This is a genomic window from Bacillus sp. Nf3, assembly GCF_003028545.1.
Lineage (GTDB): Bacteria > Bacillota > Bacilli > Bacillales > Bacillaceae > Bacillus > Bacillus safensis.
Map to the genome: position 1 here is coordinate 123,342 of NZ_PYUA01000005.1, position 14,925 is coordinate 138,266.

Genomic DNA, 14,925 nt, shown 5'->3' on the forward strand with positions numbered 1-14,925 from the left:
TTTAGCACAATCAGGAATTTCCAGTAAAATATTGTCTGGTGAGAGGAAATACCCCGTAAAATATGTAGTTTATGAAGCATTCTATAGGATTTACGAGTAATACGGCGTATCAACTCTAATGACCAGACCTCTATATGGAATTCATACATATTGTGGGGAAATAAGCGAATTCTAAAGATTGTTCGCATCATAACGCTTATGTTACGGTTATAAAGATGCTAATTTGGAGGGAAAATATGAATTCTGAAGAGAGAAATATCAAAATCAAGATAAATAATGTATCTAAAATTTTCGGTAAAAATGCTAAAAAAGCATCTCAAATGCTTGAAAACGGGAAAACAAAAAGAGAGATCCTAAAAGAGACCGGCGCAACAGTTGGTGTCAATCGAGCAAATTTTGATGTTTATGACGGCGAGATATTTGTCATCATGGGGCTATCAGGGAGCGGAAAGTCCACACTTGTGCGGATGCTAAACAGGTTAATCGAACCAACCTCCGGTGAAATTTATATTGATGGGGATATGATAACAAATATGTCAAAGGATCAATTGCGTGAAGTCAGACGGAAAAAGATCAGCATGGTTTTCCAAAACTTCGCATTGTTCCCGCACCGTACAATTCTTGAGAACACAGAGTATGGTCTTGAATTGCAAGGTGTAGATAAAGAAGAGCGCAGACCAAAAGCGCTTGAATCTTTAAAGCTTGTTGGACTTGAAGGCTTTGAAGAGCAATACCCGAATCAATTAAGTGGTGGGATGCAGCAGCGTGTTGGATTGGCACGTGCGTTAGCAAATGACCCTGACATTTTATTAATGGATGAAGCATTCAGTGCACTAGATCCATTAATTCGTAAAGATATGCAGGATGAATTGCTTGAGCTTCATACATCTGTAGGAAAAACGATTATTTTCATTACCCATGATTTAGATGAGGCGCTTCGTATTGGCGACCGCATTGTGCTCATGAAGGACGGAAATATCGTTCAAATCGGAACACCAGAAGAAATTCTGATGAACCCATCGAATGAATATGTTGAACGTTTCGTTGAAGATGTTGACCTTTCTAAAGTATTAACCGCTGGTCATATTATGAAACGTGCAGAAACAGTTCAGATCGATAAAGGGGCACGTGTTGCGCTTACGCTCATGAAAAACCTTGGGATTTCGTCTATCTATGCAGTAGATAAGAAAAAACATTTATTAGGTGTTATTTCTGCTCAAGCAGCGAAAAAAGCAGCAGAAACGGGAGCGTCGCTTGAAACGGTTCTCGATAAAGAATTCACGACTGTATTGGAATCTACGTATTTGACAGAAATCTTTGATGCAGTGTCTGATGCAGCAAACATTCCAATTGCCGTTGTTGATGAGAAAAACAGAATGAAGGGTATTGTGGTCAGAGGTGCATTAATTGGTGCGTTATCAGGTAATGATGAATATATCAACATGTCTTCTAACAAGCTTGAGGAAATTAAAACACAAGAGCCTTCTGCACAGGAGGTAGAATAAAATGTTTAGTATGAGTGATTTACCTAGAATTCCGTTTGCGGATTATATCGATCAATTTGTTGACTGGTTAACATTAACGTTTGGTGGTTTCTTTGATGGCATCACAAATGGATTAGCAGGAACAGTAAATGGGATTGTGGCGGCACTTGGCGTCATTCCATCCATTATTTTAACCCTTATTTTTGCCGGCATTGCTTGGTGGATCAGTACAAGAGGAGTTGCTCTTTTCACACTTATTGGATTTTTACTGATCGACTATTTAGGCTACTGGCATCCAATGCTTCAAACACTTGCGCTCGTTTTGACCGCTGTGGTCATTTCTATTGTGATCGGGGTTCCGATCGGTATTTGGGCATCACAGAAGGAAACTGTGCGTAAAATTGTGACACCTATTTTAGATTTAATGCAGACAATGCCTGCATTCGTTTATCTATTACCAGCGATCTTCTTCTTTAATATTGGGGTTGTTCCTGGGGTTGTGGCATCGGTTATCTTCTCCATGCCGCCAACGATCCGTATGACCATTCTCGGTATTAAACAAGTACCAGCTGATTTAATTGAAGCAACAGAAGCATTTGGTTCAACGACATTCCAGCGTTTATTCAAAGTTCAGCTTCCACTTGCAACAAAAACCATATTAGCTGGTATTAACCAAAGTATCATGCTGGCTCTATCAATGGTCGTGATTGCAGCAATGGTAGGTGCACCAGGACTTGGTTCAGAAGTATATAGTGCGGTAACCCAGCTGAAAACAGGTATTGGTTTTGAAGCAGGTATTGCCATTGTTATTGTGGCGATTACACTTGACCGTATTACACAAAACATTAAAACGAAAAAAACCAGGGGGAATGCTTAATGTGGAAAAAGTCTCTCTACATTGGGATGACCGCCCTGCTTGTCTTTTTACTAGCCGCTTGCGGTGCGCAGACAGATTCAAATGCGAGTGCAGCACAGCAGGTGAATAAAACCATTATCGGAATCGATCCAGGTTCAGGGATTATGGCACTGACAGATCAAGCGAAAAAGGATTACGGTTTAGAGGATTGGACGGTTGTGTCTGCATCAAGTGCAGCTATGACGGCAACACTCAAAAAATCTTACGACCGTAAAAAGCCAATCATCATCACTGGCTGGAATCCACACTGGATGTTTTCCCGCTATGATTTAAAATATTTAGATGATCCAAAAAAATCTTACGGTGAAGCGGAAGAAATTCATACGATTTCACGTAAAGGCTTTGCAAAGGATCAGCCAGAAGCAGCCAAAATGCTTAGTCAGTTTAAATGGTCTCAAGATGACATGGGCGAAGTCATGATTGATATTCAAGATGGTGTGAAACCAAAGGATGCTGCCATAAAATATGTGAAAAAACATAAAGACCAAGTAGCGAAATGGACAAAAGGCGTGAAAAAGTCGAATGGTGGAAAAGTCAATCTTGCCTACGTTGCATGGGATAGTGAGATTGCAAGTACCAATGTTGCGGCAGAAGTATTGCGTGAACTCGGGTTTAATGTGACTTTGACTCAGGTTGAAGCAGGTCCAATGTGGACAGCAATTGCAACCGGAAGTGCGGATGCATCATTATCCGCTTGGCTGCCAAATACGCATAAAACATATGCAGCGAAGTTTAAAGGGAAATATGATGACCTTGGTACAAGTATGAAAGGCCTTCGAATGGGGCTAGTTGTTCCGAAATATATGAAGAACGTAAACTCCATTGAAGATTTGAAAAAATAGTCAATGATGTAGTGGTTCCCTTATAATAGAAGGGAGCATGTGGAAAAAGCAGTCTGCTCAAAAAGCGGCTGCTTTTTTCTTATATAGAAGGATGGAGTTGTCGTCGATGATGGATAGGTCAATCATGATTTTTCTGCATGGTGGAGGAGTAAGCAGCTGGATGTGGCAGGAGCAGGTTGAAATATTTAAGGACACGTATGAATGCTTTGCCCCTGATCTCATTGGACACGGGACAAGAGCAAAAGAACAGATATTTTCAATGAATGAAAGCGCACAAGAAGTCATCTCATGGATCAAGGAAAACGCGAATGGACGTCAAGTGATTCTGATTGGATTTTCTTTAGGTGCGCAGATTGCCGTTGATGTGTTATCAAGAGAGCCAGATATTGTAGACATCGCTGTCATCAATAGCGCCCTTGTGATGCCTTTGCCATGGCTCCATTTCATGGTGAGACCGCTCTTGCCACTGACATATCCATTATTAAAGAAAGATTGGTTTATCCAGCTCCAGGCTGAAAAGATGGGGCTCTCGCAACATGTACTGCATCATTATGCGGCAGAATCGAAACATTTGCAGAAGAAAACCCTTCTTACGATGTTTCAAGAAAACCTACATTACAAGCTCCCAGACACGTTTCAGCAAGCAAAGGCACGCATTCTTGTTACAGTGGGAGAAAAAGAAAAAGGCATTATGACACGCTCAGCAAAAAAAATAACAAATTCACATCCGAAGGCAGCAGGTGTCATCGTTCCCGGTATTGGACATACATTTACTTTTGAGAAAAAAGAACTTTTCACAGAAATGATCAAAAGCTTTATAGAGGCACGTGCATTACCAGTGGAATTAAAGGAAATCCATTAGCCGCGTCAATCAATAAGTGAAGATAAGCATAAAAGAGGCGGTGGTCTCTTAGAATCTGTATGATATAGGTATAAAACGCTTTCAGTTTGTGTGCCATAGAAGGAGGAGCTATGAGTAAAAACTATATCATATTCGGTGCAAGTCAAGGATTAGGAGATGCTTTTGTAAAGGGTCTTCCTTCGAGTGGAGATACAGTTTGGATTGTGTCGCGAAGTGAACCAAGCAGTTTGAGCATAGATGACGGTGTACATAGAATTTGGCTGAAAATCGACTTATCAAGCCAAACGCATATCCCTTATATGCTTGAAGCACTGGAGAACAAGACGATTGATGTACTGATCTATAACGTCGGTTTATGGGAAAAACGAGGCTTTGAAGACGATTATTCCTTTGATCACGATCAGCCAGAGGATATTGCGCACTTAATTAATGTGAATGTCACCTCAACCATTACGTACATCCAGGCACTGCTTCCGCACGTAAGGAAATCGGAGAATGGGAAAATCATCGTGATTGGCTCAACGGCTGGACTCGATCATACAAATCTGCCGCAGGTATCCTTTGTGGCATCTAAATTTGGTCTGCGCGGAATTGTGAATGCGTTGAGAGAGCATGTGAGAAAAGATAAAATATCTGTCACCTGTATCAATCCAGGAGAGCTGGCGGCGGAGGTCCCATATGAAGAGGGAGCTGAAAAAGCCATCAGGCTATATGATGAAACGAGAATTCCTGTACAGGATATTGTGGAGCTTGCTAGATGTGTGATTCATTTATCAAGGGTATCTTGTGTGAAAGAAATCAACGTTCCAGCCATGACAGATTTGAATGCGTAATATAAAGCGACCACCCGCCCTGAAGAGAAGGCGGGTGGCTTTTTCATTTTATGATGAATGCTGCTGGAGTGTTTGATAGACAGCTTCGGTCAAAATCTCAATGCCGGTAAAGATTGCAGAGCGGTCGAAGGTCATATACGGATGATGAAGACCTGGCTTTAAATCACAGCCTAAACCGAGCATTGTAGATTTGATATGCGGAAGCTTTGCTGCATAAAAGTGAAAGTCTTCTCCACCTGTTGTGATGATCGGGGGATCAAGCTGCTCTTGGCCTAAAACCTGTTCAATCGCATGAGACATGATCTGAACAGCTTCCTCATTTAACGTAGCGGCAGGCAGACGATGGTCTGTTGAAAGTGTAATGGAAGCACCAAAGGCATCCGCTACAGAATGAACTGCTCTTTCAATTTCTTTTTCTAGCTCATCCATTACTTCGTTTGTTTGCGCCCTTACATCTAATGTAAATGAAGCTTTGCCTGGGATGATGTTTGAGCTGCCCCCGCCAGCATGTAAATTGGTCATTTTCACAGAATGGGCGACTCGTGGATCGACATGGATATGCGCGAGTCTCTGCACGAGGGTTGAAGCCACTTCTATTACGTTGACGCCAAGGTGAGGACGTGCACCGTGCGCTTCCTCACCAATAATGGTGCCGACGTAATGATTACTTGATCCGTGCAAAATAGCAGGAGCACAGCGTCCGTTTAATGTTTCTTGAATTGGGCGCACATGTACGCCATATAAGTAATCGACATCTGCCAGCACACCTTTTTCAATCATTTTCAGCGCACCGCCGCCTCTTTCCTCGGCAGGCTGAAAGATGAAACGGATCGTGCCGTTTGGGCGTTCTTTTTCCTTTAATGCCATAAAGGTACCAAGAGCCATTGTCATGTGTGCATCGTGGCCGCATGAATGATTGGCTTGAAACTCACCATCTACTTCCTGCCAAAGTGCATCAATATCGGCTCTCACAGCGACCACTGGTGCGCCTTCTCCAATTTCACCGATCACCCCTGTACAGTCGTCAAATGTTCGAGTGCTGCAGCCCAATTTTTTCAATATATCTTCAATATAAGCCGTCGTTTTTGTTTCTTCCCAGCTTATTTCTGGGTGGGCGTGCAGGTGTTCAAAGATGTCTGTCACAGTTTGTTTCATTTCGTTTGTCAAAGTTGTCATGAGAAGCCTCCTTGCTGACAGATAATCTGCCATAATCTTATTTTAGTGAAATAATATTGATCTTAAATATCAACAGTGTTTATAATATAACACATCATTTGATTATTCTGAAAATTAAGTGAAATTCCGATCGGGACAAAGGGGTTTTGGCACATGAAAACTGCGACAGTATCAGCACCAGAGAAACAGAAACGAAAACTTCAAATGCCGGATGCGTATGTTCTCTTATTTATGATTGCACTCATTTGTACTATAGCAACGTATTTTGTACCAGCGGGTGAGTTTGACCGAAAGACATCTGGGGAGATCACAACAGCCGTTCCTGGCAGCTATCACCGCATTGATCAATCACCAGTGAGTCCAGTGGGCTTTTTCACTGCGATACAAGAAGGAATGGTAGGGTCCGCTTCTATTATTTTTCTGATTCTATTTACGGGCGGAACCATTGCCATTTTGGAGAAGACAGGTGCTATTAACGGGATGATTCACCATGTCATCAGCCGGTTTCAAACGAAGCAATTATTGTTTATTTGTATTGTTGGGGGATTATTTTCAGTCCTTGGAACGACAGGAATTGTCGTGAACTCTGTTATTGGGTTTATTCCAATTGGCATCATTGTGGCACGATCTTTGAAATGGGATGCTGTAGCAGGAGCGGCTGTCATATACATCGGCTGTTACGCAGGGTTTAATGCAACGATTTTATCTCCATCTCCATTAGGTTTATCACAAACGATCGCAGAGCTGCCGATCTTTTCTGGCATTGGCCTGCGTGTCATCATTTATCTTTGTTTTCTTATTTCAAGTATTGTGTACATCTATTTATATACAAGACGTCTGAAGAATAAAGATAAGGGAAGCATTCTTGGCGATCAATGGTTTCCTGCTAAGGGGCTTGGCGGAGCCGATGCGGAATCTGTGGACAAGCCTGCATTCACTGGTAGACATAAGCTGATTTTAGCAGTATGCGGATTGTCTCTTGGAGGGTTCTTATATGGCGCACTTCAGCTTGGCTGGACCGATAAGGAAATGGCCGGTGTGTTCATTTTTATGGCAATTGCAGCTGGACTGCTTGGCGGATTAGCGGCCAATGATATTGCGAAAACGTTTATTGTCGGCTGTCAAAGCCTAGTATACGGCGCACTTATTGTTGGGATGGCACGCTGTATTTCGGTCATTTTAGAAAATGGGAAGCTGCTTGATACAGTGGTCAACGGCTTGGCGAGTATGCTGACAGGCTTTAGTCCAATTGCTGGTGCGATCGGGATGTATATTGCGAGTGCGCTTCTTCACTTTTTGATTTCATCAGGATCAGGAGAAGCCGTTGTCTTTATCCCGATTCTTGCGCCGCTCGCTGATTTAATGGGCATCACAAGACAGGTAGCTGTAGAAGCGGTAATGCTTGGTGAAGGGGTGGTCAACTGTATCAATCCGACTTCTGGTGTGTTGATGGCTGTGCTTGCTGCAAGTGGTATTCCTTATGTAAAGTGGCTGCGTTTTATGGTGCCGCTTGCCCTCATTTGGTTTGTCATTGGTCTTGTATTTATTTGTATTGGGGTCATGATCAACTGGGGCCCTTATTAAACATGTATGAAGCTGCCGAAGAGCGTTTGGCAGCTTTTTTCTTGTGGAAATATGTATGGAACCAGCGCTTTGAAAGCACAATAAATGTGTTCACAAATTCGCTACATATTTTTTTTGAGCAACCCCCTTGCAAAAGTTTGTGAAGTATTGCACAATAATAATGTGAAATACTTCACATAATAAAAACAGCCTAGTTTTACTCAGGAGGATGAGATAAATGACAAACGAAAAAGTAAACAAAGTAGCCCTTATTGGAGCAGGTTTCGTCGGCAGCAGTTATGCCTTTACATTAATAAATCAAGCGATCACAGATGAATTGGTTGTTATCGATTTGAATCAAGACAAAGCAATGGGTGACGTCATGGATTTAAACCACGGAAAAGCATTTGCCCCGCATCCTGTGAATACTTGGTATGGAGATTATGAGGATTGTAAGGATGCAGACATTGTATGTATCTGTGCTGGTGCAAACCAAAAGCCAGGTGAAACGAGACTTGACCTTGTTGAGAAAAATTTAAATATATTTAAAGGCATTGTAGACAATGTGATGAAAAGCGGATTCGATGGTATTTTCTTAGTTGCTACGAACCCAGTTGATATTTTGACATATGCGACTTGGAAATTCAGTGGACTTCCAAAAGAACGAGTGATTGGCAGTGGTACGACGCTTGATACGGCAAGATTTAGATACATGCTCAGTGAGTATTTTGAAGCAGCGGCACACAATGTGCATGCGTACATCATTGGCGAACATGGGGATACTGAGCTTGCTGTTTGGAGTCATGCGAATATCGGAAGTGTACCAATTACAGAATTAATGAAGAGAAATGATCAATACAAACAAGAAGACTTAGATGAAATCATGGAAAATGTCCGTCATGCCGCTTACCAAATCATTGAGAAAAAAGGCGCCACTTACTACGGCGTGGCAATGAGTTTAGCCCGCATTACAAGAGCGATCCTGCACAATGAAAACAGCATTTTAACGGTCAGCACTTACTTGGATGGTGAGTACGGAGCAGAAGATGTCTACATTGGTGTACCAGCCCTTGTGAATCGAAATGGTGCAACAGAAGTGATGGAGCTTGCACTAAACGACACGGAGAAAGAAAAATTTGCACACAGTGTGAATGTGTTAAAAGAGATTTTGGCTCCTCATTTTTAATCAATCAAAAGCAACCTATCTGAGCAGAAAAGGATGAATCACTATGTGGCAGCAAATATATGATCCGTTTGGTAATGAATTCGTCAGTGCATTGGTGGCAATGCTCCCAATCTTGTTTTTCCTACTTGCATTAACCGTTTTTAAGTTAAAAGGTGTTTTAGCCGCTTGTTTTACCTTAATCGTCAGTTTTGTAACAGCTGTTTTCTTCTTCCATATGCCAGTTGAAAAGGCATTATCTGCTGTGCTGCTCGGTATATCTAATGGGCTGTGGCCGATTGGATATATCGTGATCATGGCGGTATGGCTCTATAAAATTGCAGTGAAATCTGGTAAGTTCGATGTCATTCGTTCTAGTATTGCAGGAATCTCTCAGGATCAACGTCTTCAGCTCTTATTAATAGGTTTTAGCTTTAACGCATTTTTAGAAGGTGCTGCTGGGTTTGGGGTACCGATTGCGATCAGTGCCGCTCTCTTAACAGAGCTTGGGTTTAAACCGCTGAAAGCTGCGATGCTCTGCTTAATTGCCAATGCTGCATCTGGTGCATTTGGTGCTGTGGGAATTCCAGTGATTACAGGGGCGCAAATGGGCAATATGACGCCGCTTGCGTTATCTCAAACCCTTGTATATACGATCCCGTTTATTTCATTCTGTATTCCGTTCCTACTCATTCTGATTGTAGATGGATTCAAAGGAATCAAAGAAACTCTGCCAGCCTTGCTTGTTGTGAGTGGAACCTATACCATTTTGCAAGCTGTTACAATGGTGACGATGGGTCCTGAGCTTGCCAATATTATTTCTGCCTTAGCAAGTATGGGTATTTTGGCTTTATTTCTTCGGAAATGGCAGCCAAAAAACATTTATCGAGAAGAAGGAGCGCCAGATATTGAACAGAAACAAACGTATCGCGGCGTTGAAATACTGAAAGCATGGTCTCCGTTCTATATTTTAACTGCGGTTATTACGGTATGGAGTCTGCCAGCATTTAAAGCATTGTTTGCTGTAGGAGGACCACTTAACTGGACGACCATTTTAGTGAAAATGCCATTTTTACATCAGCAAATTGTGAAATTACCACCAATTGCACAAACGGAAACACCTATTGATGCGATCTTTAAAATTGATGTCATCAGTGCGACGGGTACTGCCATTCTGATTGCGGTGATGCTGACAGGGCTGTTTAGCAGACATATTACGTTAACTGAAGGCGCTTCCTGCTTAAAAGCAGCAGTGAAAGAGCTTTGGCTCCCCGTTCTTACCATTTGTTTTGTCATGGGCTTTGCCAACCTGGCGAACTTTGCTGGACTAAGTTCTGCGATTGGACTTGCTCTTGCCAAAACAGGCGATTTGTTCCCGCTTGTCAGCCCGGTGCTTGGCTGGATCGGTGTGTTTATTACGGGGTCTGTCGTGAGTAACAACGCCTTATTCGGTAACCTTCAAGCGGTCACTGCTTCTCAAATCGGCTCACAGGCAGGTTTGTTAATTGGGGCGAACACGACCGGTGGTGTGATGGCGAAATTAATTTCTCCACAATCTATCGCTATCGCTACAGCAGCTGTTGGAGAAACAGGGAAAGAATCTGAGCTCTTCAAAAAGACCGTGAAGTACAGCTTCATTCTGCTCGGCATTGTATGTATATGGACATTCATTCTTGCTCAATTTTTATAGGTTGATAGATTAAAAAAGACTGGGATCTCTCTCAGTCTTTTTCTTTATGTAGATTCTCTTGTCACGAGCCGGGTAGGCAGCTGGATATGTTCCCGCTGTAATGGTTTTTGGTCTTGCAGAAGCGCAATCATTTGCTGTACTGACCGCTGGCCAAGTTCTACGATCGGTATGTCAATCGTGGTGATCGTTGGAGCTGTCACTTCGCATATGTCTTGGTTGTCATAGCCGATGACCGCTAGATCCTCGGGGATTTGATAGCCATATGAAATGGCCTGTTTAATGAGCCCTGCTGCAACTTGATCATTGCCGGTGAAAATGGCATCAGGCGCATCCGTCATGTGATGGATGACCTCCATTAAGCGAAAGCCGTCTTCAATGGTAAAAGCCTCTCCAAACAGCCAATCATTTTGCAGCGGCAAACCGTGAGCAGAGAGTGCATCAAGATAGCCCTGTTTTCTTTGTTTCTGCGCTTCACTGCTTTCTGTATCAAAGCAAAACCCAATCGATTTTCGCCCCGACCGAATCAAGTAGTCCACCGCTTTATAGGCGGCTTCCTGTTCATCGTATCCAATAATTGGGATGTTTGCTGTTTGATGATATTCATTTGCCATGACGATGGGGCCGTTCGTTAAAAATGGCTCAATTTTCTCCCACGTATTTTCTAACGCCCCCAATATAACCCCATCTACTTCTCTTCTTTTTAATAATTGAAGTCCTTCAAGCTCTAATGCTTCTTGATAAAACGTCTGAAGCACGATGGCTTTATATCCTTGATCAAGGGCTTCTTTTGAAATGCCTTTAATCAATTGTGCAAAAAAAGGATGGTCCACAGCTGGGACGGACACAGCAATGGTTTTTGTCTGATGTGACCTTAGTGTGCGGGCTGCTGAACTCGGTGTATATTCCATTTCTTTCATCACCTGTAATATGAGTTGCCGCTTTTCTTCTGACACATATGGGTGGTGGTTTAGCACTCTGGAAACGGTGGTAGTTGAAACCCCGCAGCGTTTGGCAATTTCATAAATTGTACACATATTAACAAATCCTTTACACAAAGTTATTGTTCTGAAATCGATAACATCATTTACAATGTGAAACAAGTTAAATATTAACAAAAGGAATTGATTAATTGGAGGGAATGGAATGCAAATATTGACGAAGATATCAGGTAAAAGCAAGGATTATCTTCCTTTGCTGGATATGATCAATCAAGGTGTTCAAGTAAAAGCCGATTCAGTTGAAAAGCATCTAGCAAATGAAAAGCTGGTGACGTTCCTTGAGCAAGATATAGAACGCACAGGTTTGGAAAAAATTCTCTTCCATTATAAACAAAATAAGGAAAAAAAGATACCGTTTCTGCCAGTTGATAAACTGATTTCAGAGGATGAAATCGATGATATTATGCTGGTGTTGAAGGAAGTATTGAGCTCTGGCCGTTTTACTTCAGGGCCGTATATTCCGACGTTTGAAAAGTCGATTGCTGAGTACTTAGGGAAAAAATATGTCATAGCCACGTCAAGTGGAACAGATGCCTTGATGATCAGTCTCATATCAGCAGGCGTCCATCCGGGAGACGAGGTGATTTTGCCAGCCAACAGCTTTGCTGCAACAGAAAATGCAGTGCTTGCCATTGGGGCTGTTCCGGTATATGCCGATATTGATCCAGAAACATACTGCCTCGCACCGAGTGAAATAGAGAAACATATCACAGATAAAACGGTTTGCATTCTACCGGTTCATTTATATGGAAAACAAGCGGATATGAAGGCTATTTCGGCAATTGCGAAACAGCATGGGCTGAAAATCATTGAAGATGGCTGTCAAGCGATTGGCAGCAGCGAACTTGGTGCTTATGGAGATGGACTTGTTCTCAGCTTTAATCCATACAAAAACCTTGGGGTCTGCGGAAAGGCAGGCGCCATCGCTACAAATGATGAGGCCTTAGCGGAAAAATGCATGGAGATCAGTTATCACGGCTTTGAAGCTGGAAAGAAAAATGTCAAACGCAGTGACTACGGCTTTAATTCCAAAATTGATAACTTGCAGGCAGCGATCGGACTCGAACGAATGAAGTATTTAGGACTGCAAAACTTTAAACGTTTTTACTTAGCCAAGCGATATATTGACCAGCTGCAAACGCTTGAGGATGAAGGATACATGAAGCTTCCGAAGCTGACGGATGATCATGTATGGCATCTATTCCCGATTAGAGTACTGAAGGGAGAGCGAGATGAACTGGCAGCGAAATTGCTGGAAATGGGCATAGAGACGGATGTCTATTACCCGATCCTATCGCATCAGCATCAAACAAATCTTGTTTCTCAAAAGTATAGACAAACAACACTACCGCACACGGAAAAGGCAGCGCAGCAATTACTTCACTTGCCGCTTTACCCAGGAATGCCGTTGCAAGATCAGGAGAAGGTCATCGAGGGGGTTCAACATGTTATCAAGTCTTCCATTCAATAAAAAACTGCTGAATCAGCCGAAGAATCCGCAGTGGATCGTCTTCTGTGATTTTGATGAAACGTATTATTCTCACGAAATGACAGAAGAGCAGAGAGAGGATGTCAAGCGGCTGGAAGCCTTTGTAGCAGAAAAGAGTGTAGCGGGACAGCTTTTGCTGGGCTGGGTGACGGGAAGCAGCCTCGATTCTGTCACGAGCAAAATGGAAAAAAGCGGATTTCATCAATTCCCGCATTTCATTGCGTCGAACTTAGGGACTGAGATTGTATATACGTCGGATGCTCATTTTGGACAGCCAGATGCAGAGTGGATGAAGCGGCTGGATGCACAGGGCTTTTCAGATGAAAAAATCGAAGACATCCTGGAAACTGTCCGAGAAAAGGGTATTTTCCTTAGACCGCAAACACAGCTGGGCAGCTCAGGGTATAAGAAGAATTTCTATTATCAAGAGCAGGATGAACGGACGGATCTTCATCATCTATCATTTATCCAAACACTGGCTAAAGAGCGGGGTGTGGCGGTCAACATCAACAAATGCAACCCGCTTGCAGGAGATCCTGCGGATTGCTATGATGTCGATTTTTTACCAGTAGGAACAGGGAAGGATGAAATTGTCCGCTTTATGCTGAACCAATATGATCTATCGAAAGATCAAGGCTTTGCGTTTGGTGATAGTGGGAACGATTTGCGGATGCTTCAATCCGTCACGCACGGTTTCCTTGTCCAAAATGCGACAGGCGAAGCCAAACGGCACCATCACCAAATTTGTCATCATGGGTATGCAAAAGGAATCTATGAAACTCTGAAAACAGTGATGTATAAACATGAGGAGGCACATTCATGAAGAAAATTGGAATTGTTGGAGCAGGAAATATTGCAAAAGCACATGCAAGAGCATTATCAACGATCAAAGGTGCAGAATTATCCGGTGTCTATGATTTGCATGAGTCGGTCGCACAGGGATTCATTAAACAGTACGGCGGACGTGTGTATTCAAGTATTGAGACACTTGCAGATGCATCTGATGGGTTGATCATTGCTTCTCCTAATTTTTGTCATAAGGACCATGCCCTTCAGTCGCTAAGAGCAGGACAGCCGATTTTATGTGAAAAACCGATGGCTGTGTCGCTGAAGGAAGCGAAGGAAATGGTAGAGACAGCCAAACAGTTCCAAGTTCAAGCCAGTATGGGCTTTAACTATCGTTATTTATCCTTTGTGAATATATTGAAGAACTTGATTGCCAACGGAGAATTAGGCCGTATTTTGACCGTCAGAACTCATTTTAAGAAAAACAGTGCCCTCAGAAGAAAGACATTTTCATGGAGAGACAGCGGCGAAAGTCTGCGTACGAGCGGTGCGCTAGGGGATCTTGGCATTCATTTGATTGATATGCTGTGGTACTTATTTGGCAGTGAAATGAAGAAAGAATCACTTAACACCAAGATGCTGACACGTGTAAAGGAAAAAGAAGAGAAAAAGGTACAGGTGGATGATCATACCGAAATTTTCGGGCAGATGGAGAATCAAGTGTTCTTTCATTTGGTGACATCCAAAAGCACGCAGCCTGAGGAATGTGGATTTAGTGTAGAAGTTGTTGGTCATGACAAGGTATTCAAATACCATACGAACATGAAAAACGAATATGAGATCAGTGATGGATTGTGTGTGGAGCGTCATCAAATGCCGCAAACCATGCTGACAGATCCGCCAAATGAATTTTACGGATGGTCCGATACATTCCGCGATCAGCTGATGCATTGGGTGAATACTGATCCATACCCAACTCATATGAAGGTCGCTGATTTTGAAGATGGTTATCGCGCGCAGGCTGCGCTCAATACATGCTTTGAGAGGGAAGAGGCAGTTGTCTCTGCTCAGGCATATTAAAGAGGTGGAGCGGAGGATATCATGACTCCGCTCCTTTTTAGAGG

The 14,925-nt window shown here is 42.7% G+C and carries 13 protein-coding genes; 11 read left to right on the plus strand and 2 right to left on the minus strand.

Features of this window, described 5'->3' with window-relative positions; translation table 11 throughout:
• Positions 1 to 236 precede the first annotated feature (236 nt).
• From opuAA to C9414_RS15090, 5 genes are all read left to right on the plus strand, one after another.
• Positions 237 to 1,505, plus strand: a complete 1,269-nt coding sequence (opuAA, locus tag C9414_RS15070; protein WP_047203458.1) for a glycine/proline betaine ABC transporter ATP-binding protein OpuAA — start codon at positions 237 to 239, stop codon at positions 1,503 to 1,505.
• 10 nt (positions 1,506 to 1,515) lie between these two features.
• Entirely contained in the window at positions 1,516 to 2,361 is an 846-nt protein-coding gene (gene opuAB, locus C9414_RS15075; protein WP_047203473.1) for a glycine/proline betaine ABC transporter permease subunit OpuAB, read from the plus strand.
• Entirely contained in the window at positions 2,361 to 3,242 is an 882-nt protein-coding gene (locus tag C9414_RS15080) for a glycine betaine ABC transporter substrate-binding protein (RefSeq protein WP_039176296.1), read from the plus strand. The genes opuAB and C9414_RS15080 overlap by 1 nt, the downstream gene beginning before the upstream one ends.
• 106 nt (positions 3,243 to 3,348) lie before the next feature.
• Positions 3,349 to 4,104, plus strand: a complete 756-nt coding sequence (locus tag C9414_RS15085; protein WP_224930162.1) for an alpha/beta fold hydrolase — start codon at positions 3,349 to 3,351, stop codon at positions 4,102 to 4,104.
• A gap of 110 nt (positions 4,105 to 4,214) precedes the next feature.
• Positions 4,215 to 4,937 (plus strand): SDR family NAD(P)-dependent oxidoreductase, encoded by a 723-nt coding sequence (locus tag C9414_RS15090; protein ID WP_107163952.1) that lies wholly within the window; start codon positions 4,215 to 4,217, stop codon positions 4,935 to 4,937.
• 48 nt (positions 4,938 to 4,985) lie between these two features.
• Here the strand turns inward: C9414_RS15090 and C9414_RS15095 are convergent, their stop codons facing one another.
• Positions 4,986 to 6,113, minus strand: coding sequence for a M20 peptidase aminoacylase family protein (locus C9414_RS15095; RefSeq protein WP_107163953.1), 1,128 nt, complete (start codon positions 6,111 to 6,113; stop codon positions 4,986 to 4,988).
• Positions 6,114 to 6,266: 153 nt separating this feature from the next.
• On the opposite strand from C9414_RS15095, the gene C9414_RS15100 reads away from it, so the two are divergent.
• From C9414_RS15100 to C9414_RS15110, 3 genes are all read left to right on the plus strand, one after another.
• The gene (locus C9414_RS15100; RefSeq protein WP_059374369.1) at positions 6,267 to 7,697 is read left to right on the plus strand and encodes a YfcC family protein; all 1,431 of its coding nucleotides are present in this window, start codon (positions 6,267 to 6,269) and stop codon (positions 7,695 to 7,697) included.
• A 217-nt stretch (positions 7,698 to 7,914) separates the two neighbouring features.
• Positions 7,915 to 8,862: an L-lactate dehydrogenase gene (locus C9414_RS15105; protein ID WP_039176305.1), complete on the plus strand. Its 948-nt coding sequence runs from the start codon at positions 7,915 to 7,917 to the stop codon at positions 8,860 to 8,862.
• 43 nt (positions 8,863 to 8,905) lie between these two features.
• Positions 8,906 to 10,528, plus strand: coding sequence for an L-lactate permease (locus tag C9414_RS15110; protein WP_107163954.1), 1,623 nt, complete (start codon positions 8,906 to 8,908; stop codon positions 10,526 to 10,528).
• Between the two features lie 44 nt (positions 10,529 to 10,572).
• Here C9414_RS15110 and C9414_RS15115 read toward each other — a convergent pair whose 3' ends face one another.
• The gene (locus C9414_RS15115) at positions 10,573 to 11,562 is read right to left on the minus strand and encodes a LacI family DNA-binding transcriptional regulator (RefSeq protein WP_107163955.1); all 990 of its coding nucleotides are present in this window, start codon (positions 11,560 to 11,562) and stop codon (positions 10,573 to 10,575) included.
• Positions 11,563 to 11,671: 109 nt separating this feature from the next.
• Between C9414_RS15115 and C9414_RS15120 the strand changes: the two genes are divergently transcribed.
• Genes C9414_RS15120 through C9414_RS15130 form a run of 3 tightly spaced genes read left to right on the plus strand, consistent with a single transcriptional unit; the run spans position 11,672 to position 14,881 of the window.
• Positions 11,672 to 12,997, plus strand: a complete 1,326-nt coding sequence (locus C9414_RS15120) for a DegT/DnrJ/EryC1/StrS family aminotransferase (protein ID WP_107163956.1) — start codon at positions 11,672 to 11,674, stop codon at positions 12,995 to 12,997.
• The gene (locus C9414_RS15125) at positions 12,972 to 13,838 is read left to right on the plus strand and encodes an HAD-IIB family hydrolase (RefSeq protein ID WP_107163957.1); all 867 of its coding nucleotides are present in this window, start codon (positions 12,972 to 12,974) and stop codon (positions 13,836 to 13,838) included. The genes C9414_RS15120 and C9414_RS15125 overlap by 26 nt, the downstream gene beginning before the upstream one ends.
• A complete protein-coding gene (locus tag C9414_RS15130) occupies positions 13,835 to 14,881 on the plus strand; it encodes a Gfo/Idh/MocA family protein (protein WP_047203468.1) in 1,047 nt (348 codons plus the stop codon). Before C9414_RS15125 ends, C9414_RS15130 begins: the two co-directional genes overlap by 4 nt.
• Positions 14,882 to 14,925 lie beyond the last annotated feature (44 nt).